18 protein-coding genes are annotated in these 19,227 nt (G+C 61.3%); 13 read left to right on the plus strand and 5 right to left on the minus strand.

What is annotated here, in order from left to right; translation table 11 throughout:
- Positions 1–270: 270 nt before the first annotated feature.
- A complete protein-coding gene (locus OPU96_RS23895; protein ID WP_226456729.1) occupies positions 271–627 on the plus strand; it encodes a DUF1493 family protein in 357 nt (118 codons plus the stop codon).
- Between the two features lie 186 nt (positions 628–813).
- Complete coding sequence (locus tag OPU96_RS23900) at positions 814–1,665, plus strand: EamA family transporter (protein WP_498559814.1); 852 nt, start codon at positions 814–816, stop codon at positions 1,663–1,665.
- A gap of 57 nt (positions 1,666–1,722) precedes the next feature.
- Here OPU96_RS23900 and OPU96_RS23905 read toward each other — a convergent pair whose 3' ends face one another.
- The gene (locus OPU96_RS23905) at positions 1,723–3,264 is read right to left on the minus strand and encodes a phosphoenolpyruvate carboxykinase (RefSeq protein WP_226456727.1); all 1,542 of its coding nucleotides are present in this window, start codon (positions 3,262–3,264) and stop codon (positions 1,723–1,725) included.
- 179 nt (positions 3,265–3,443) lie between these two features.
- Entirely contained in the window at positions 3,444–4,346 is a 903-nt protein-coding gene (gene hslO / locus OPU96_RS23910; protein WP_498559809.1) for an Hsp33 family molecular chaperone HslO, read from the minus strand.
- Between the two features lie 103 nt (positions 4,347–4,449).
- On the opposite strand from hslO, the gene OPU96_RS23915 reads away from it, so the two are divergent.
- Positions 4,450–5,247 (plus strand): phosphatase PAP2 family protein, encoded by a 798-nt coding sequence (locus OPU96_RS23915; protein ID WP_226456725.1) that lies wholly within the window; start codon positions 4,450–4,452, stop codon positions 5,245–5,247.
- A 24-nt stretch (positions 5,248–5,271) separates the two neighbouring features.
- Here OPU96_RS23915 and OPU96_RS23920 read toward each other — a convergent pair whose 3' ends face one another.
- Entirely contained in the window at positions 5,272–5,679 is a 408-nt protein-coding gene (locus OPU96_RS23920) for an RNA-binding S4 domain-containing protein (RefSeq protein ID WP_192298469.1), read from the minus strand.
- A gap of 116 nt (positions 5,680–5,795) precedes the next feature.
- Here OPU96_RS23920 and rimA point away from each other — a divergent pair, with 116 nt between their 5' ends.
- The 3 genes from rimA to rimK are packed head-to-tail and all read left to right on the plus strand — an operon-like array spanning position 5,796 to position 7,973.
- A complete protein-coding gene (rimA, locus tag OPU96_RS23925; protein WP_498559810.1) occupies positions 5,796–6,602 on the plus strand; it encodes a S6 modification regulatory phosphodiesterase RimA in 807 nt (268 codons plus the stop codon).
- Positions 6,589–7,071, plus strand: a complete 483-nt coding sequence (gene rimB, locus OPU96_RS23930; protein WP_225595425.1) for a retropepsin-like aspartic endopeptidase RimB — start codon at positions 6,589–6,591, stop codon at positions 7,069–7,071. Before rimA ends, rimB begins: the two co-directional genes overlap by 14 nt.
- Complete coding sequence (rimK, locus tag OPU96_RS23935; protein ID WP_122718247.1) at positions 7,068–7,973, plus strand: 30S ribosomal protein S6--L-glutamate ligase; 906 nt, start codon at positions 7,068–7,070, stop codon at positions 7,971–7,973. Before rimB ends, rimK begins: the two co-directional genes overlap by 4 nt.
- Positions 7,974–8,129: 156 nt before the next feature.
- On the opposite strand, the gene OPU96_RS23940 is transcribed toward rimK, so the two are convergent.
- Both OPU96_RS23940 and ompR read right to left on the minus strand, forming a co-directional pair.
- On the minus strand, positions 8,130–9,443 hold the full coding sequence (locus OPU96_RS23940) for an ATP-binding protein (RefSeq protein WP_192298471.1): 1,314 nt from the start codon (positions 9,441–9,443) through the stop codon (positions 8,130–8,132).
- Between the two features lie 117 nt (positions 9,444–9,560).
- Positions 9,561–10,301 carry an osmolarity response regulator transcription factor OmpR gene (ompR, locus tag OPU96_RS23945; RefSeq protein ID WP_017737550.1) on the minus strand — a complete coding sequence of 247 codons (741 nt, stop codon included), beginning with the start codon at positions 10,299–10,301 and terminating at the stop codon, positions 9,561–9,563.
- 357 nt (positions 10,302–10,658) lie between these two features.
- Here ompR and OPU96_RS23950 point away from each other — a divergent pair, with 357 nt between their 5' ends.
- The 7 genes from OPU96_RS23950 (at position 10,659) to tauD (ending at position 18,858) form a co-directional block, all read left to right on the plus strand.
- Entirely contained in the window at positions 10,659–12,983 is a 2,325-nt protein-coding gene (locus OPU96_RS23950; RefSeq protein ID WP_498559811.1) for a Tex family protein, read from the plus strand.
- Entirely contained in the window at positions 12,983–13,366 is a 384-nt protein-coding gene (locus OPU96_RS23955; protein WP_305391869.1) for a PaaI family thioesterase, read from the plus strand. The genes OPU96_RS23950 and OPU96_RS23955 overlap by 1 nt, the downstream gene beginning before the upstream one ends.
- A 215-nt stretch (positions 13,367–13,581) precedes the next feature.
- The gene (gshA, locus tag OPU96_RS23960) at positions 13,582–15,165 is read left to right on the plus strand and encodes a glutamate--cysteine ligase (RefSeq protein WP_305391868.1); all 1,584 of its coding nucleotides are present in this window, start codon (positions 13,582–13,584) and stop codon (positions 15,163–15,165) included.
- Positions 15,166–15,410: 245 nt separating this feature from the next.
- Complete coding sequence (tauA, locus tag OPU96_RS23965; protein ID WP_498559812.1) at positions 15,411–16,388, plus strand: taurine ABC transporter substrate-binding protein; 978 nt, start codon at positions 15,411–15,413, stop codon at positions 16,386–16,388.
- 18 nt (positions 16,389–16,406) lie between these two features.
- Complete coding sequence (gene tauB / locus OPU96_RS23970; protein ID WP_226456717.1) at positions 16,407–17,186, plus strand: taurine ABC transporter ATP-binding subunit; 780 nt, start codon at positions 16,407–16,409, stop codon at positions 17,184–17,186.
- The gene (tauC, locus tag OPU96_RS23975; RefSeq protein ID WP_226456716.1) at positions 17,183–18,010 is read left to right on the plus strand and encodes a taurine ABC transporter permease TauC; all 828 of its coding nucleotides are present in this window, start codon (positions 17,183–17,185) and stop codon (positions 18,008–18,010) included. The genes tauB and tauC overlap by 4 nt, the downstream gene beginning before the upstream one ends.
- 11 nt (positions 18,011–18,021) lie before the next feature.
- Positions 18,022–18,858: a taurine dioxygenase gene (gene tauD / locus OPU96_RS23980; RefSeq protein WP_498559813.1), complete on the plus strand. Its 837-nt coding sequence runs from the start codon at positions 18,022–18,024 to the stop codon at positions 18,856–18,858.
- Positions 18,859–19,227 lie beyond the last annotated feature (369 nt).

The raw sequence follows: 19,227 nt of genomic DNA on the forward strand, positions 1-19,227 counted from the left end.
GCCATGTACCTTCAATCCGTATTTTTTTTCATCACGTATTTGGTGCTGCATTACCAAATCACAGACCCCACCCTCAGAAAGCGTTTCGCACTCACATTTCTCGTGACCGGGCTCACTTTGACGTTCCTACTCCCCTACGTGGCGGTGATTCTCAGAATGCCCTTTCTACCTGTCTTCGTATTCTTGATAGGCTTGGCCCTCTTCATCACCCGAAACAAATACCGCCTGCAACGCGACCATCCCCCTCACCCACTCCTGCGTGCCCCCACCATGAACCTCGCCCCCGACTTCCCCGAAGACCTCGCGATGCAGCAACTCCTGCAACTGCTGCACGAAGAAATCGGCTTGCCGAAACACAAGACCCTGCGCCTGCAAACCGCGATCAACTTCGACCTCGGTTGCGACGGTGCAGAGGCCAAGCAGTTCATGGAAGCCGTTGAAGAGGAATTTGCTCTCGATATGGGCGACTACGACGCCTATCGCTACTTCAACCCGCCGGTGTTCGATGTATTCCTGAAGCATCGCGCCAAGGGTCGCGGCGACAAAATCCCGCTGACCATCGGCATGTTGTACCTGGCGATCAAGACGCAAAGATGGGACACACAGACCTTGGAAAACCTGAGCTGATTGAGCGCAGACCCAAAGCACAACAACGTTCCAATGTGGGAGCGGGCTTGCCCGCGAATACGGAGTGTCAGCCGATACACCTCCAACTGAAATACAGCATTCGCGAGCAAGCCCGCTCCCACATTCGATCTGCGCTAATCTGGCAAGCCGCGCACGAACCAACAAGGACCTTACATGGACGTAACAATGGGCCTGCTGGCCGCCCTGCTCTGGGGCGGCACGGACTTTCTCGTGGGCCTCAACGCCCGTGCCGTCGGGGTCAAGCGCGCGGTGTACTTCGGCCAGGCCCTGGGCTTTTTGATCATGACCCTGTTGCTGGTCATCTTCCCGACCTTCCTCGTCAAATCCCTCGATGCAGCGCTGAGCGTCTGGCTACTGGGCATCACCGCCGCCCTGCTCACCGTCTCCGGCGCTCTCGCACTGTCCAAGGCGTTCGCCCTGGGCAAGGCTGCCATCGTCGCACCGCTGGTGACGTCCTACGGCGTAGTCACCACGCTGCTGTCCTGGGCCAGCGGTGAACACATCAGCCTGACGCAACTGGGCTGCATCGCGCTGTGCGTGATTGGCGTGATCCTCTCCAGCATCCACAAGGACAACGACGTCCCTCACAACAACCCGCGGCTGTCCATCATCTACGCCATGCTCGCGGCAACGCTGTACGGCACCAGCTTCTGGCTGCAAGGCCGCTATACATTACCGGCGCTGGGGCCGATCACCATGTTGTGGTTGGGTTACCTGGTGGGCCTGTGCGTGCTGGTGGTGATGGTGCTGAAGATCAAGGACGGTCTGAAAATCCCGCCGCTGAAAAACTGTGCGACGCTGACCGGCGCGAGCTTGATGAACCTGGGTGGGTTCTCGGCGTTTTCGTGGGGGGCGATGGCAGGGTCGGTGTCGGTGGTGACGGTGATCAGTACGTTGTCGGGGGGGATTGCGGCAGTTTTGGGGTTTGTGTTTTTCAAGGAGCGCTTGTCGGCCGTGCAAATTCTGGGGGTCGTGCTGGTGCTGGTCGGGGCCGTGGTTTTGCACATCGCCGACTGACCTGTCGCGCACAAAAAAGCCGCCTACAAGAGGCGGCTTTTTCACAACTACCGAATCTTACAACTGAGGACCGGCAGCCTTGATCGCATCGCTCACGTCAAACTTCTTGAAGTTCTCGATGAACAGGCCAGCCAGCGCCTTCGCTGCTTCGTCGTAGGCAGCCTTGTCAGCCCAGGTGTTACGTGGGTTCAACAGGCCAGTCTCAACGCCCGGTACGGCCAGTGGCACATCGAGGTTGATGGTGTCGAGGTGTTCGGTTTGTGCACCGACCAACGCGCCGCTCTGGATCGCTGCGATCACGCCACGAGTGGTCGGGATGTTGAAGCGGTTGCCAACGCCGTAGCCGCCGCCGGTCCAGCCGGTGTTGACCAGGTAGACCTTGGAGCCGAAGCCGCGGATGCGCTTGATCAGCAGCTCGGCGTATTCACCAGCCGGACGCGGGAAGAACGGCGCGCCGAAGCAGGTGGAGAAGGTCGACTTGATGCCGCCGCCGGAACCCATTTCGGTCGAGCCCACCAGTGCGGTGTAGCCGGACAGGAAGTGGTAGGCCGCTTGTTCTTCACTGAGGATCGACACGGGCGGCAGAACGCCGGTCAGGTCGCAGGTCAGGAAGATCACCGCGTTTGGCTCGCCGCCCAGGTTTTTCTCGGAACGCTTGGCAACGTGCTCCAGCGGGTAGGCTGCGCGGCTGTTCTGGGTCAGGCTGACATTGGTGTAGTCCGCGTGCTTGGCGTCGTCGATGACAACGTTTTCCAGCACGGCGCCGTGCTTGATGGCTTTCCAGATGACCGGCTCGTTCTTCTCGGACAGGTCGATGCACTTGGCATAGCAACCGCCTTCGATGTTGAACACCACGCCTTCGCCCCAGCCGTGTTCGTCGTCACCGATCAGGTAACGGCTTTCGTCGGCGGACAGGGTGGTTTTACCCGTGCCCGACAGACCGAAGAACAGGGTTACGTCGCCCGCTTCGCCGATGTTGGCGGCGCAGTGCATAGGCAGCACGTCGGAAGCCGGCAGCAGGAAGTTCTGCACCGAGAACATGGCTTTTTTCATCTCACCGGCGTAACGCATGCCGGCGATCAGCACTTTCTTCTGTGCGAAGTTGAGGATCACGCAACCGTCGGAGTTGGTGCCGTCACGCTCTGGCACGCACTCGAAGTTGGCCACGTTGAGCACTTGCCATTCATCGCGACCGGCAGGGTTGTACTGGGCCGGGTTGATGAACAGGCAACGACCGAACAGGTTCTGCCAGGCAGTCTGGGTGGTCATTTTCACGGCCAGGTAGTGGTCTTCGGCAGCCCCTACGTGAACGTGGGAAACGAAATGCTCTTGCGCATTGTTGAAGGCCTCGACGCGAGCCCACAGCGCATCGAACTTGTCGGCCGGGAACTTGCGGTTGATCGGGCCCCAGGCGATGGCGTCCTGGGTGGTTGGCTCTTCAACGATGAAACGATCGACTGGCGAACGACCGGTGCGGTGACCGGTTTCTACGACCAGCGCGCCAGTATCGGCAAGCACGCCTTCACCGCGCTGCAGGGCTTCTTTGACCAGATCGTCAACACTCAGATCGGTGTATACGGCGTTATTGGCTTGCGTCATGAGGTTCCCCGTCGGCCTATGGCCGAGTGCTCCAAACGTTTTGTAGTAGAAAGTTGCGCACTACTACCGCGAAAAAAGTGGGCCGGATTATGCCAGAAAAGCCCAAAAAAAGTAGGGCCCTCCCGTCAGAACTGCGCTAATCCGGCGTTTGTCAGGTGATTTACCTGTGCTTAAACGTTTTAGTGGCGGGTATCGGAAGGGGTGTCGATGCCTGCGCCAGCGAACAATTGGGCTACATCGGCGGCATCAAACAGGTAACGTTCATTGCAGAACTGGCAGTCGATCTCGATATTGCCGCCGTGTTCCACCACCAGACTCTGTGCATCTTCCAGGCCCAGGCTGACCAGCGCATTGGCCGAGCGCTCGCGTGAGCAGCTGCAATTGAAGCGCAGGGACTGTGCGTCGAACAGGCGCACAGCTTCTTCGTGGTACAGGCGGTGCAGGATGGTTTCGTTGCTCAGGCCCAGCAGTTCCTCAGCCGTGAGCGTACCGGCCAGGGCGGTGAGGCCGCGCCAGCTTTCGGCGCGATCGTCGTCGTCCTTGATGCGGTCAGCCGGCAGTTGTTGCAGCAGCAGGCCACGGGCGCGATGGCCGTCGGCGTTGAGCCAGAACTTGGTGCCCACTTGCTGGGACATCACGAAATAGTTGGTGAAGCAGTCCGACAGGGTCTCGCCGTCGAGGTCGACGATACCCTGGTAGCGCTGGCCTTCGGTCGGATCGACGGTGAGCGCCAATACGCCGTTGGGCATCAGGTCGGACAGGGTCGCGTCCGGGGCGATCTGGTCGGCCTCGTAACGGGCCAGGCCACGGATGTCGCGCTCACTGGAGCATTCGATCATCAGCAATGGGACAGGGCCTTCGGAACGGGCCTGCAGGATCAGCAAGCCGTCGAACTTCATGGTGCCCACCAGCAGCGCAGCCGCCGCCATCAGCTCACCGAGCAATTGCGCGACCGGCTCCGGATAGGGGTGCTTGGCGAGGACTTCGGCGTAGCTGCGCTCCAGCGAGACCAGTTCGCCACGGGCGTCGGTCTCGTCGAAGATGAAGCGTTGGGTGAAGTCGGTATCCGGTAGATCAGTCATAGGTCTGGGTATCTGAATTGATGACAAATTGATTACAAGGTTTATAGAATTAAACGCTTTAGCACCAATTTGGTGCGGTTTTTAGAGCGATGGGGGACAGTTTATGAACAATCCGGGTTTGTTCCAAGCCAAGTGGAACCTCGGGCGATGGGCCGTTTGCAATCTACTCGCAATCGGACTGCTGTGTTTTTGGCTGTGGCCCACGGGCCAGATGCTGTGTGTGGTTTTCGACGAATGGCTGTTTCATCTGCTCAATGATCCGCTGGCAACCCACTCAAGCTGGCTGCACGTATGGGCCGTGGCCAGTTTGCGACCGTTTGATGCAGTGGTCGGCGTGATTCTGCTGATGCTGCTGATTCGCGGCGACTGGGTCTTCAACGCCGTGCAGGTACGCCAGGCGCTGTTAGGTTTTGTCGGCATTTTGTTGCTGTTGCTGTTTATCCGCATGCTGTTTTCCAAACTCGCGGCACACATGGGCTGGCAACACAGTAGCCCGTCGATGGTGATCAGCGGGGCCATTCAGATGAGCGACTACTTTCCCGGGCTGGAGAAGACCTGGGAGCTCAAAGACCGTTCGAGCCAGAGTTTTCCGGGGGACCATGCCTCGGTACTGTTGATCTGGGCGATGTTCATGACGGTGTTCACCAAGCGTATCGGCCAGCTGCTGGTGATCTGGGGCCTGGCGCTGCTGTTCATGATGCCGCGCCTGGTGGCGGGCGCGCATTGGGGGCAGGACGATTACATCGGTGGTGTATTGCTGGCGCTGTTGGCTTTGGGGTGGGGGTATTACACACCGTTTGCGGCGAAAGTATCGCAGGGGTTGCTACGGGTGACGGCGCCGGTTTTCAGACTGTTTCAGCGCGTGCCACTGATCAGCCGCCTGAGCGTCATGCACCCGTAATACGTAGGATTGCCCGAGCCGGGGTTAGTCGTCATTGCCGCTGCCGCGAAACTTGAACAGATCGCGGCGCTGCTTCTTGCTCGGCTTGCCATCGGTGCTCAGGCCCATGGCCCCGGCCTTGCGCATCGCCGCCGCATTCTCGCGCTTGGCGATGCTGGCTTCGGTCTCGACGTAGAGCGTCTGCGCTTGCGGCGCGCCACGGCGCACGATGGATAGCGCCTGGACCACCACGGTCTTTTCATCAAATCCCGTACGAATCTGGAATTCGTCGCCGACGCGCGGTTCCTTGCCCGGCTTGCAGCGTTCACCGCGATGGTGCACCTTGCCACTCTCGATGGCGGCCTTGGCCAGGGCGCGGGTTTTATAGAAACGCGCGGCCCACAACCACTTGTCCAGACGGACCTTCTCTTCCTCTTCCTGCTTTTGAGCCACTTGAATTCCCCGCTCTGAAAAATGTCGCAACTTTACCGTTGAACCCCTTCGACGCATAAACCCTTGGGCTCACCTAAGATACGCCAGGTAGCAACCTGTATTGCGAGGATTATGCCGTGACCGATTTCCCCATTTCACTCACCTCGCCCAACCAGCGCTGCACGGGTTGCCAGGAAAGCGAGCCCCTGGGCTTCGATTTTTCCTTCGCCTACCAACCGATTGTCGACCTTCGCGACCGCTCGGTTTTCGCCAACGAAGCGCTGGTGCGCGGGGTTAATGGTGAAGGTGCGCTTTCGGTGCTGGAGCAAGTCAACGAGACCAACCGCTACCGCTTCGACCAGCGTTGCCGGACCCAGGCCATTGCCGGCGCCGCGGCCCTGGGGATGCAAACACACCTTTCGATCAACTTCATGCCTAACGCCGTCTATCGCCCGGAGCTGTGTATTCGCAGCACCCTGGAGGCCGCACGTGCGCATAATTTCCCGCTGGATCGGCTGGTTTTCGAGACGCTGGAAAGCGAGCATGTAGATAACTATCGCCATTTGACGAATATTCTGCGTGAATACCGCGAATTCGGCTTCAAGACCGCCATTGACGATTTCGGTGCGGGCTATTCGGGGCTGAATCTGCTGGCCGATTTCCAACCTGACCTGATCAAACTCGACATGGCGTTGATTCGCGATGTCGATCAGGACCGTGTCCGTCAGGTGATCGTCCGGGGGATTGTCACAATCTGTGAGCAGTTGGGGGTTACTGTCATCGCCGAAGGCATCGAAAGTGCCGGCGAGCGTGACTTCCTTTCCGACTGTGGAATATTTCTGATGCAGGGATATTGGTTCGCCAAGCCCGCATTCAAAGCCTTGGCTGAGGTTTCCCCTCATGCCTGGGCGAATCGATCGGTTACCCATATTGAAGACATTTGACCATTTGACCGTTGTCGGTCTGCGTGAGTGGGTGGCACTTCCCGACCTGGGAGTGGCAGGCCTGCGCGCAAAGATCGACACCGGCGCCAGCACCTCAAGCCTGCACGCCACCGACATCGAGCCGTTTGAGCGCGACGGTGAGCAGTGGGTGCGCTTTACCGCGCACCTGGGCAGTGTGGTGCAACTGCGTCACCGCCGCTGCGAAGCGCCGCTGGTGACGATGAAAACCATCAAGAGCTCCAACGGTCATGCGCAGGTGCGCTATGTGATCAGCACCACCCTGGCACTGGGTGATCGGGTCTGGCGGGTGGAGTTCACCCTGGCCTGCCGTAAAGCCATGCGTTACCGCCTGTTGCTCGGTTCCAAGGCGCTGATTGACGGCCAGTTGGTGGTCAATCCAAGCGTCAAGTACGTTCAAGACAAGCCGGTGTTCCCGGTCTCTACTATTTCTGCCCCAGGTGCTGCATGAAGATTGCTGTGCTGTCGCGAAACCCGCGTCTGTATTCCACCCGCCGCCTGGTTGAGGCCGGCACCGAACGTGGCCACGAAATGGTGGTGATCGACACGTTGCGTGCCTATATGAACATTGCCAGCCACAAGCCGCAGATCCACTACCGGGGCAAGCCGCTGGAGGGTTTTGATGCGGTGATCCCGCGCATTGGCGCATCGGTGACGTTCTATGGCTGCGCAGTGTTGCGCCAGTTTGAAATGATGGGGGTGTTCCCCCTCAATGAATCGGTCGCCATAGCGCGCTCGCGCGACAAGCTGCGTTCACTGCAATTGCTCTCGCGCCGGGGCATCGGCCTGCCGGTCACCGGCTTTGCCCACTCCCCCGACGACATCCCCGACCTGATCGAAATGGTCAACGGCGCGCCGCTGGTGATCAAGGTATTGGAAGGCACTCAGGGTATCGGCGTGGTGCTGTGTGAAACCGCAACGGCGGCCGAGTCGGTGATCGAAGCCTTCATGGGCCTCAAGCAGAACATCATGGTGCAGGAATACATCAAGGAAGCCGGCGGTGCGGATATTCGCTGCTTCGTGGTCGGCGACAAGGTGATTGCGGCGATGAAGCGCCAGGCCAAACCGGGTGAGTTCCGTTCCAACCTGCACCGTGGCGGCAGTGCCAGCCTGATCAAGATCACTCCGGAAGAACGCATGACTGCGCTGCGGGCTGCCAAGGTCATGGGGTTGAGCGTGGCGGGTGTGGATATATTGCGCTCCAACCACGGGCCACTGGTGATGGAGGTAAATTCATCCCCAGGGTTGGAAGGGATCGAGACCACCACGGGCAAGGACGTGGCGGGGATCATCATTCAGCACCTGGAGAAGAATAGTGGCCCGAACATGACGCGGACCAAGGGCAAGGGCTGATCAAATACGACGGTTGAAACGCCGCAAACCAATGTGGAAGCGGGCTTGTGTGGGAGCGGGCTTGCTCGCGAATGCGGTGGATCAGCTTGCACATGTATTGGCTGATCTATCGCATTCGCGAGCAAGCCCGCTCCCACATTTGAATGGTGTTGCTGCCTAGACCGCATCCCGGGGCAACATCAGCCCCAACGGCAAGCGCACCCGCGCTTCCAGGCCACCCTCTTCACGGTTGCGCAACTCAACATTGCCGCCATGCATCGAAGCAATCCGCCGCACAATCGCCAGCCCCAGGCCAGTGCCTTTGCCACCGCGGGCACGGTCGCCACGGGTGAACGGGTTGAAAATGCCTTCCAACTCGTCCGGGTCGATGCCCGCTCCCCGGTCCATCACACTCAGCACCACGTAAGGCGCCGCGCTGTCGCCGGAAACGTACGCCGCCACTTCCACATCCGAACCCGCGTGATGCAAGGCGTTGCCGATCAGGTTGTTCAACAGGCGCTTCATCGACACCCGGCGCAACGCAAACGGCTGGATCGGCTCAAGGCGCATGCGGACCTGTTCGCCATTCTGGTTATAGGGCGCCACGACTTCACGTACCAGATCCGTCAGGTCGACCTCCTCCAACACTTCATCACGGCCATCCCGGATAAACGCCAGGAACTGGTCGAGAATCGCGTCCATGTCTTCGATGTCACGGACCATGTCATCGGTCAGGTCGTTATGGTTGCCCATCAGCTCCAGTGACAGCCGCAATCGCGTCAGCGGCGTACGCAGGTCATGGGACACCCCCGCCAGCATCAGCTCGCGTTCGCGCCCAGCCTGTTCGACATCCTCCGCCATCTGGTTGAACGCGCTGTAGACCTCGGTCATCTCACTGGGCGTGTCGCTGACCGGCAGGCGCACACTGCGCCCCTGGCCCAGTTGCCGGGCGGCAAACACCAGGCGTTTGAGCGGCTGGTTGAGCTGGCGCACGAAAATCCACGCAGACGCGGTTGAAAGCAGCCCGATCGCCAGGAACCAGCCCAGCACGTTCCAGATCTTCTGCCCCCGCAGCGGATGCGGATACAGCGGCACTTTCAGCCAATCCTCACCCAGGCTCGGCGCCCTCACCCATAACGCCGGCGATACATGCATGCGCAGCCGCACCTCGGTGTCATCACCCAGTTCGGCCTGCATCTGGCGCTGGTAGATCTCACTGTAGGGCCAGTGCTGCTCGCCCTCGGGCACACCTGCGCCCGCCACACGGACCAGAGTGGCAGCCTTGGCGATCTTCTCGCGGTTCTCGGGGTCGGCGGCCCAGTAGGCGCGCAGCGTCAGGGCCACCCCGTGGCTGTATTGTCGGTCCACTAGCACGTCTTCGTTCATCAACAGATAAACCAGCGTGAGCGCCTTGGAAAACAGAACGACGATCAGCACCAGCCAAAGGGTGCGGGAGAAGAAACTTTGCGGGAACCACAGCGGGGTTTTCATAGGAAACAGCTAGATACCTTGCAGGAACGAGCGGCGCTCGCAGAATTGCAGACGCCGGGCACCCCGTCGACTCTCATGAAGCCGAACGCCAGGATGCCCGCCCCTGCAAATCATCGGTCACTTGGTTGCAGTGCCATCCGGCACAAACACATATCCCACGCCCCACACCGTCTGGATGTATCGCGGCTTGGACGGGTCCGGCTCGATCATCCGACGCAGACGGGAGATCTGCACATCGATGGAGCGCTCCAGGGCGTCCCATTCTCGGCCACGAGCCAGGTTCATCAGCTTGTCGCGGGTCAGCGGTTGGCGCGCGTTCATCACCAGCGCCTTGAGCACGGCGAACTCGCCGGTGGTCAGCATGTGCACTTCATCGCCACGCTTGAGCTCACGGGTGGCCAGCGACAGTTCATAGTCGCCAAAGGTGACGCTTTCGTCTTCACTGCCCGGCGCGCCTGGAACCGGCGGAGCCTGGCGACGCAATACGGCCTTGACCCGCGCCATCAGCTCGTCGGGGTTGAACGGCTTGGCCAAATAGTCATCGGCGCCCAGTTCGAGGCCCTTGATGCGGCTCAGCTCATCGCCCTTGGCGGTCAGCATGATGATAGGAATCTGATTGTTCGCGCTGCGCAGGCGTTTGCAGGCGGTCAGGCCGTCTTCGCCGGGCAACATCAGGTCGAGCACGACCAGGTTGAATACTTCACGCCCCAACAGGCGGTCCATCTGCTCGGTGTTCGGCACCGCGCGGGCACGATAGCCCTTGGAGTTGAAGAAACGCTCCAGCAGGCTGCTCAGCCCCGGATCGTCGTCAACGATGAGAATTTTTTCGCCTTCAGCAGTTTGTGCAGTGCTGCTCATTGGATGCTCCTCTTATCTCGGCGCGCATTATGGCCTAGCTGCCGTTATACGCACCGTGTGCATTGTTAGCAGATTTTTCCTCTACCGACAGCGAACCCGCGCCCTGCAACCTCCAGGCGCAGTACCCCCCAAGGGCAGAACGCTGGTTATAATGCGGCGCCTTTGTGCAGGGCAACGTCAGATCGTTACCGTTTACTGCCAGGCTTTTTTTACCCGCTTGTCGTGATTTTTTCGATTTCGAGGGTCAATAGGCTGCCTCTTGACCCAGGTAGCGGCGCCAGTCGGGCCGCTCAACCAGCCTTGCCGGGCCTTGTTTTCCGGGCCTGCGAGCTGCTTTTCAGAATTTCAGGTGGTTTTATGGACAGCATCAACAGCCGCATCGCCGAGGAACTCGGCGTACGCCCACAACAGGTCGAAGCGGCCGTCGCTCTACTGGATGAGGGCTCCACCGTGCCCTTCATCGCCCGTTACCGTAAAGAAGTGACCGGCAGCCTCGACGACACCCAACTGCGTCACCTGGAAGAGCGCCTGCGCTACCTGCGAGAACTCGACGAACGGCGCATCAGCATCCTCGCCAGCATCGAGGAACAGGGCAAGCTGACCCCGCAGCTGGAGCGCGACATCAAGCTCGCCGACACCAAGACCCGCCTCGAAGACCTCTACCTGCCGTACAAGCAGAAGCGTCGCACCAAGGGCCAGATCGCCTTGGAAGCCGGCCTGGGCGAACTGGCCGACGGCCTGTTCAACGACCCGACACTGACCCCGGACACCGAAGCCGCACGCTTCATCAATGCCGAAAAAGGCGTCGCCGACGTCAAGGCCGCCCTCGAAGGCGCCAAGTACATCCTCATGGAGCGCTTCGCCGAAGACGCCAGCCTGCTGGAAAAACTGCGCACCTACCTCAAGCAGGAAGCGATCCTCAGCGCCCGCGTCATCGCCGGCAAAGAGGAAGAAGGCGCCAAGTTCCGCGACTACTTCGAACACGACGAACCGCTCAAGAGCATGCCGTCCCACCGTGCGCTCGCCATTTTCCGCGGCCGCAACGAAGGCATTCTCAGCTCCGCGCTGAAAGTCGGCGACGAGCTGCCGGGCACCATGCACCCGTGCGAAGGCATGATCGGTCAACAATTCGGCATCCAGAATCAGAATCGTCCTGCGGACAAGTGGCTCGGTGAAGTCGTGCGCTGGACCTGGAAGGTCAAGCTCTACACCCACCTCGAAACCGACCTGCTCGGCGAACTGCGCGACGGCGCGGAAACCGAGGCGATCAACGTGTTCGCCCACAACCTGCACGACCTGCTGCTGGCCGCCCCGGCCGGCCCGCGTGCCACACTGGGCCTCGACCCGGGCCTGCGTACCGGCTGCAAGGTCGCGGTGGTCGACTCCACCGGCAAGCTGCTGGACCACGCCACCGTGTACCCGCACGTGCCGCACAACAAGTGGGACCAGACCCTCGCGATCCTGGCCGCGCTGTGCGCCAAGCACGCGGTAGACCTGATCGCCATCGGCAACGGCACCGCCAGCCGCGAAACCGACAAGCTGGCCGCCGAACTGATCAAAAAATACCCAGCCATGAAGATGACCAAGGTCATGGTCTCCGAAGCCGGCGCATCGGTGTACTCGGCGTCGGAACTGGCCTCCAAGGAATTCCCGGACCTCGACGTGTCGATCCGTGGCGCGGTGTCGATCGCTCGCCGTTTGCAGGACCCGCTGGCCGAACTGGTGAAGATCGACCCTAAATCCATCGGCGTCGGCCAGTACCAGCACGACGTGTCGCAGCTCAAATTGGCACGCGGCCTGGATGCGGTGGTGGAAGACTGCGTAAACGCCGTGGGCGTGGACGTGAACACCGCCTCCGTAGCCCTGCTGGCGCGTATTTCCGGCCTCAACGCGACCCTGGCGCAGAACATCGTCACCCACCGTGACGAAAACGGCGCGTTCAAAACCCGCGCCGCGCTGAAAAAAGTCGCACGCCTGGGCGAGAAAACCTTCGAGCAAGCCGCTGGTTTCCTACGCGTAATGAACGGCGACAACCCGCTGGATTCCTCCGCCGTCCACCCGGAAGCCTACCCGCTGGTGCAACGCATCGCTGCCGAGACCGACCGCGACATCCGCTCGCTGATCGGCGACGCCGCGTTCCTCAAGCGCCTGGACCCGAAGAAGTACACCGATGAAACCTTCGGCGTACCGACCATCACCGACATCCTGCAAGAGCTGGAAAAACCTGGCCGCGACCCACGCCCCGAGTTCAAGACCGCCGAGTTCCAGGACGGCGTCGAAGACCTCAAGGACCTGGAGCTGGGCATGATCCTCGAAGGCGTCGTCACCAACGTGACCAACTTCGGTGCCTTCGTGGACATCGGCGTGCATCAGGACGGTTTGGTGCATATCTCTGCGCTTTCGGAGAAGTTCATCAAGGACCCACGCGAAGCGGTAAAAGCCGGTGACGTGGTCAAGGTCAAGGTCATGGAAGTCGACATCCCGCGCAAACGCGTCGGCCTGTCGATGCGCATGAGCGACACCCCTGGCGAAAAAATCGACGGTGCCCGTGGCGCCCGCCCAGGCTCGGCGCCACGCCAGTCTCAAAACAGCGCACCACGCAAGGAAACCGCCACCGCCGCGCCAAGCAACAACGCCATGGCCTCGCTGTTCGCCAACGCCAAGCAGTTGAAGAAACGTTGATGCAAATCCCGCCCGGGTTGACCCAGAGCGCCTTCAGCGAACTGATCGGCTGCCGCCTGCAACGCCTTGAAGAGGGCGTTGCCGAGGTGGCCCTGACCCTGGAGCCGCACCTGCGCAACCGCGCGGGCAAGCTCCACGGCGGGGCGATTTTCAGCCTGGTGGACATCACCATGGGGCTGGCCTGTTCCAGCAGCCATGGTTTCGACCAGCAGAGCGCGACCATTGAGTGCAAGATCAACTACATCCGCGCCGTCGAAGACGGTGAGGTGCTGTGCACCAGCCGGGTGATTCATGCCGGCCGACGCACGTTGGTGGTCGAAGCGGATGTGTACCAGAGCGACAGACTTGTCGCAAAAGCACAGGGCACCTTCGCTGTCCTATAGCTCCCCACCCTCGATTTGAGTTAATTTCGGCGCTGCACTAAACAGCGTCGGAATTTTCTTGCTGCGCTATAGCCAAATTCATGGAGTGAAGTCGGCTTTTTCAGAGCGGGTCAAATCGACTCTAGACCAGGCGATAACGCCAGTTTTAACTTCACCCTTGTAGACCGTCTTGCCCACCCCCATATTGGGGCGACTGACGCGTGAAGGAATCCAACTTGAGCGAACTTCTCAACCGCCGCCTGGCTCTGCTCGGCAAGCGCGAACACCTCTCCCTGCTGGAGCAGTGCCTGCACGGCATCGAGCGTGAATGCCTACGCGTCACCGGCGAGGGTCGCCTGGCACAAACGCCGCACCCCGAAGCCCTGGGCGCCGCGCTGACCCATGAACAGATCACCACCGACTACTCGGAATCGCTGCTGGAGTTCATCACTCCCGCCCTGCCAGACCCGGCCGATACCCTGAGCAGCCTGGACAAGATCCACCGCTTCGCCTACACCAAGCTCGGCAGCGAATACCTGTGGAGCCCTTCGATGCCGTGCCCGTTGCCGGCCGAAGAAGACATTCCGATTGCCTACTACGGCACCTCCAATATCGGACAGCTCAAGTACGTGTATCGCAAGGGCCTGGCCCTGCGCTACGGCAAGACCATGCAGTGCATCGCCGGTATCCACTACAATTTTTCCCTGCCGGAACAGTTGTGGCCGTTGCTCAAGGAGGCTGAAGGATTTGTCGGCACCGACCGCGATTACCAGTCCACGGCCTACATCGCGCTGATCCGTAATTTCCGGCGCTACAGCTGGCTGTTGATGTACCTGTTCGGCGCGTCGCCGGCCCTGGACGCCGGTTTCCTGCGCGGTCGCTCGCACCAGCTCGAAGTGCTGGACGCCGACACCCTGTACCTGCCCTACGCCACCAGCCTGCGCATGAGCGACCTGGGTTACCAGAGCAACGCCCAGGCCGGCCTCACGCCGTGCTACAACGATTTGAACAGCTACACCGACAGCCTGCGCGAAGCGGTGGCAACGCCCTACCCGCCCTACGTCGAAATCGGCACGCACAAGGACGGTGAGTGGGTCCAGCTCAACACCAACATCCTGCAGATCGAAAACGAGTACTACTCCAACATCCGCCCAAAACGTGTGACCTACACCGGCGAGCGGCCGATCCAGGCACTGATGGCCCGTGGCATCCAGTACATCGAAGTGCGTTGCCTGGACATCAACCCGTTCCTGCCGATGGGCATCGACCTGCCGGAGTCGCGTTTCCTCGACGCATTCCTGCTGTACTGCGCGCTGAACGACAGCCCGCTGTTCGCCAGCAACGAGTGTGGCAACGCCACGTCCAACTTCCTCAGCGTGGTCAAGGAAGGTCGCCGTCCGGGCCTGCAATTGCAGCGTGAAGGTGCGCCGGTGGACATGAAAGAATGGGCCACCGAGCTGCTGGAGAAGATCGCCCCGTTGGCCGCGCTGCTGGATCAGAGCCACGGCATCAACGAGCACAGCCAGGCGCTGGACGCCCAGTTGGCGAAGGTCCAGGACCCGTCCCTGACCCCGTCGGCCCAGGTGTTGGCGGCGATGGCCGAGCGTAAAGAGAGCTTTGCGCAGTTTTCCCTGCACCAGAGCCAGGTGCATGCCGAGCATTTCCGCAGCGAACCGCTGCCGGCCGCAGAGCAAGCACACTTTGAAGAACTGGCGCGCACGTCGCTGGCACAGCAGGCAGAGCTGGAGCAGAACGAAGTGGGCGATTTCGATGTGTTTGTCGGGTCGTACCAGGCCAGCATCCTGGCAATCAGTAACTAAGGCTCCACGCGGGCCCCTGTGGGAGCTGGCTTGCCTGCGATAGCGCTGTATCAGTTGGCACCTGTGCGACTGACCCACCGCTATCGCAGGCAAGCCAGCTCCCACATTTGCTTGTGCCAGCCTGAAGGTCGAGCTCCGCGCTTCTCCTCATAAGCTAATTCGAAAATGTTATTTATTTTCGGATTCTTAGATCATTTAGTCTCCTCACACGCCGATCCTCGGCCGCCTGATTGAGGAGCTTCCCCTTGAAACTATTGACCCCTCTGCGCCTGTTGGCCGCACTGTCCCTGGCCGGCGCCAGCCTGTTTGCCCAGGCGGCGGATGTGACCATCGCGTACCAAACCACCGTGGACCCGGCCAAAGTCGCCCAGGCCGACGGTGCGTACGAAAAAGCCACCAACGCCAAGATCGACTGGCGCAAGTTCGACAATGGCGCCGACATCATCGCCGCCATCGCCTCCGGCGACGTGCAGATCGGCTACCTCGGTTCCAGCCCGCTGACCGCCGCCATCACCCGCAAAGTGCCGGTGGAAACCTTCCTCGTCGCCACCCAGATCGGCGGCGCCGAAGCCCTGGTGGCGCGCAATGGTTCGGGGATCAACAGCCCCCAGGACCTGATCGGCAAAAAAATCGCCGTGCCCTTCGTGTCCACCGGCCACTACAGCCTGCTGGCCGCGCTGAAGCACTGGAACATCGACCCGGCGAAAGTGACCATCCTCAACCTCGCGCCACCGGCGATCATCGCTGCCTGGAAGCGTGGTGACATCGACGCCACCTACGTGTGGGACCCAGCCCTGGGCGTGGCCAAGGAAAACGGCAAGGTGCTGATCACCTCCGGCGAACTGGCCAAGTTTGGCGCACCGACCTTCGATGCCTGGATCGTGCGTAAGGATTTCGCCGCCAAGCACCCGGAAATCGTCACAGCCTTCGCCAAAGTCACTCTGGATGCCTACGCCGCCTACCGCAAAGACCCACAAGCCTGGCTCGCCGACAAAGGCAACGTCGACAAGCTGGTGAAACTCTCCGGCGCCAAGGCCAGCGACATCCCGCTGCTGCTGCAAGGCAACGTCTACCCGCTGGCGGCCGACCAGGTGACGCTGCTGGGCGCGCCGACCACCAAGGCCGTGACCGATACCGCTGCGTTCCTCAAGGAGCAAGGCAAGGTCGACGCCGTACTGCCGGACTACGCCCCGTACGTCAGCGCCAAGTTCATCACCAACTGATTCAGGGAGTTCATTGCGATGGCCTTGCTACAACTGGAGCGCATCAGCGCACAGTACCCAGGCGCCACACACCCGGTACTGTCTGACATTTCAATCGACCTGGGGCCCCAGCAATTGCTGGTGGCCCTCGGCCCGTCCGGCAGTGGCAAGACTTCGCTGTTGAACCTGATTGCCGGCTTTGTCGAACCGTCCGCCGGGCGCATCAGCCTGGATGGCGTGCCGGTCAAAGGCCCCAGCGCCGAACGCGGCGTGGTGTTCCAGGACGACGCCCTGCTGCCCTGGCAGAACGTGCTGGCCAACGTCGGCTTCGGCCTGGAGTTGGCCGGTGTGCCCAAGGCGCAACGTGAAGTGCGCGCCCGGGAAATGCTCGCGCTGGTGGACCTGGCCGGCTTTGACAGCCGCCGCATCTGGCAGCTGTCCGGCGGCCAGAAGCAGCGTGTCGGCCTGGCCCGCGCGCTCGCCGCCGACCCACGTGTGTTGCTGATGGACGAACCTTTCGGCGCCCTTGATGCGTTCACCCGCGAACAGATGCAAGAGCTGCTGCTACAGGTCTGGCGGCGCACGGCCAAGCCGGTGTTCTTGATTACCCACGACATCGAAGAAGCGGTGTTCCTCGCCACTGACCTGATCCTGCTGGCGCCCAACCCCGGCCAGATCGTCGAACGCCTGCGCCTGGACTTCGGCCAACGCTACGCCGCCGGTGAATCGGCGCGGGCGATCAAGTCCGACCCACGCTTTATCGAAACCCGCGAGCACGTGCTGGGCAAAGTGTTCTCGCAACGGCAGGTGTCCGCATGAGCAGCTACGAACTCGCCGCCAAGCCACTGGCGCAAACGGCTATCCCGCTGCGCCGCAGCTTGAGCACCCGCTGGATCAGCGTGCTGACCCTGATCGCCCTGCTCACTCTCTGGTGGGCCGTGACCGCCAGCGGCCTGATCGAACCGCTGTTCCTGCCGCCGCCGTCCGCCGTGCTGCAAAAAGGCTGGCTGCTGGCGACCAGCGGCTATATGGACTCCACCTTGTGGCAGCACCTGGGCGCGAGCCTCAGCCGTATCGGCCTGGGTCTTGGCTTCGCGGTGCTGACCGCCGTGCCGGTGGGCATTGCCATCGGCTCCAACCGTATCGCCCGGGGCATTCTCGACCCGCTGATCGAGTTCTACCGGCCGATCCCGCCACTGGCCTACCTGCCGTTGATCGTGATCTGGTGCGGCATTGGCGAGCTGTCCAAGGTGCTGCTGATTTACCTGGCGATCTTTGCCCCGATTGCCATCGCGACTGCCACCGGCGTACGCACGGTCGACCCGGCCAAGCTGCGGGCAGCGCAGTCGCTGGGCGCAACCCGTGCCCAGCTGATTCGCCACGTGATCCTGCCCAGCGCCCTGCCCGACATCCTCACCGGCGTGCGTATCGGCCTGGGTGTGGGCTGGTCCACGCTGGTCGCCGCCGAGCTGATCGCGGCCACTAGCGGCCTGGGCTTCATGGTGCAGTCGGCGGCGCAGTTTCTGGTCACCGACGTGGTGGTGCTGGGCATCCTGGTCATCGCCCTGATCGCCTTCGCCATGGAAATGGGCCTGCGTGCCCTGCAGCGTAAACTGGTGCCGTGGCATGGCCAGGCACATTGAGTGAGAACAGCATGAGCAGCCTGACCGTTACCCCATTAAGCATCGCCCTCGGCGCCCAGATCAGTGGCGTCGATATCACTCAACCGCTGAACCTCGAACAGCGCGACGCCATCGAACAGGCGTTGCTCACGCATTCGGTGCTGTTCTTCCGCGGCCAAGCCATCACCCCGCAACAGCAAGCGCGGTTCGCGGCGAATTTCGGCGACCTGCACATTCACCCGATCTACCCCAACGTGCCGGAGCAACCTGAAGTACTGATCCTCGACACCGCCGTCACCGACGTGCGCGACAACGCCGTGTGGCACACCGACGTGACCTTCCTGCCCACTCCGGCGCTCGGCGCGGTACTCAGCGCCAAGCTGCTGCCGGCGTTTGGCGGCGACACGTTATGGGCCAGTGGGATTGCGGCGTATGAGGCCCTGTCGCAACCGTTGAAGGTCTTGCTCGACGGGCTGACCGCGACCCACGACTTCACCAAATCCTTCCCGCTGGAGCGCTTTGGCAACAGCGCCGAAGACCTGGCGCGCTGGGAAGAAACCCGCAAGAAGAACCCACCGCTGTCCCACCCGGTGGTGCGTACGCATCCGGTGAGCGGGCGTAAATCGTTGTTTGTCAGCGAAGGGTTCACCACTCGCATCAATGAACTGGAACCGGCGGAAAGCGAGGCGATCCTCAAACTGCTGTTCGCCCACGCCACCCGCCCGGAGTTCACCATCCGCTGGCGCTGGCAGGAAAACGACGTGGCGTTCTGGGACAACCGCGTGACCCAGCATTACGCGGTGGACGACTACCGGCCGCAACGGCGGGTGATGCACCGGGCGACGATTTTGGGCGACGTCCCGTTCTAGAAACTGGCGACGTTCAGATGTGGCAGCTGGCTTGCCTGCGATAGCGGTGGGTCAGCCAGCACTTTCATCAACTGATCCACCGCCTTCGCGGGCAAGCCCGCTCCCACACGGATCGGGTTGTGACCGCATTCTTCGCAACGCTGTAAAACCAATGTGGGAGCTGGCTTGCCTGCGATAGCGGTGGGTCAGCCAGCACTTTCATCAACTGATCCACCGCCTTCGCGGGCAAGCCCGCTCCCACACGGATCGGGTTGTAACCGCGTTCTTCGCAACGCTGTAAAACCAATGTGGGAGCTGGCTTGCCTGCGATAGCGGTGGGTCAGCCAGCGGTTTCATCGACTGACACGCCGCCTTCGCGGGCAAGCCCGC

The organism is Pseudomonas sp. RP-B7, from assembly GCF_059803535.1.

Excerpts from the sequence above, each read along its gene's own strand:
- OPU96_RS23895 (WP_226456729.1), top strand. The coding sequence starts at position 271 with ATGAACCTCGCCCCCGACTTCCCCGAAGACCTCGCGATGCAGCAACTC.
- OPU96_RS23900 (WP_498559814.1), top strand. The coding sequence starts at position 814 with ATGGGCCTGCTGGCCGCCCTGCTCTGGGGCGGCACGGACTTTCTCGTG.
- OPU96_RS23905 (WP_226456727.1), bottom strand. The coding sequence starts at position 3,264 with ATGACGCAAGCCAATAACGCCGTATACACCGATCTGAGTGTTGACGAT.
- hslO (WP_498559809.1), bottom strand. The coding sequence starts at position 4,346 with ATGACTGATCTACCGGATACCGACTTCACCCAACGCTTCATCTTCGAC.
- OPU96_RS23915 (WP_226456725.1), top strand. The coding sequence starts at position 4,450 with ATGAACAATCCGGGTTTGTTCCAAGCCAAGTGGAACCTCGGGCGATGG.
- rimK (WP_122718247.1), top strand. The coding sequence starts at position 7,068 with ATGAAGATTGCTGTGCTGTCGCGAAACCCGCGTCTGTATTCCACCCGC.
- OPU96_RS23940 (WP_192298471.1), bottom strand. The coding sequence starts at position 9,443 with ATGAAAACCCCGCTGTGGTTCCCGCAAAGTTTCTTCTCCCGCACCCTT.
- ompR (WP_017737550.1), bottom strand. The coding sequence starts at position 10,301 with ATGAGCAGCACTGCACAAACTGCTGAAGGCGAAAAAATTCTCATCGTT.
- OPU96_RS23950 (WP_498559811.1), top strand. The coding sequence starts at position 10,659 with ATGGACAGCATCAACAGCCGCATCGCCGAGGAACTCGGCGTACGCCCA.
- OPU96_RS23955 (WP_305391869.1), top strand. The coding sequence starts at position 12,983 with ATGCAAATCCCGCCCGGGTTGACCCAGAGCGCCTTCAGCGAACTGATC.
- tauB (WP_226456717.1), top strand. The coding sequence starts at position 16,407 with ATGGCCTTGCTACAACTGGAGCGCATCAGCGCACAGTACCCAGGCGCC.
- tauC (WP_226456716.1), top strand. The coding sequence starts at position 17,183 with ATGAGCAGCTACGAACTCGCCGCCAAGCCACTGGCGCAAACGGCTATC.
- tauD (WP_498559813.1), top strand. The coding sequence starts at position 18,022 with ATGAGCAGCCTGACCGTTACCCCATTAAGCATCGCCCTCGGCGCCCAG.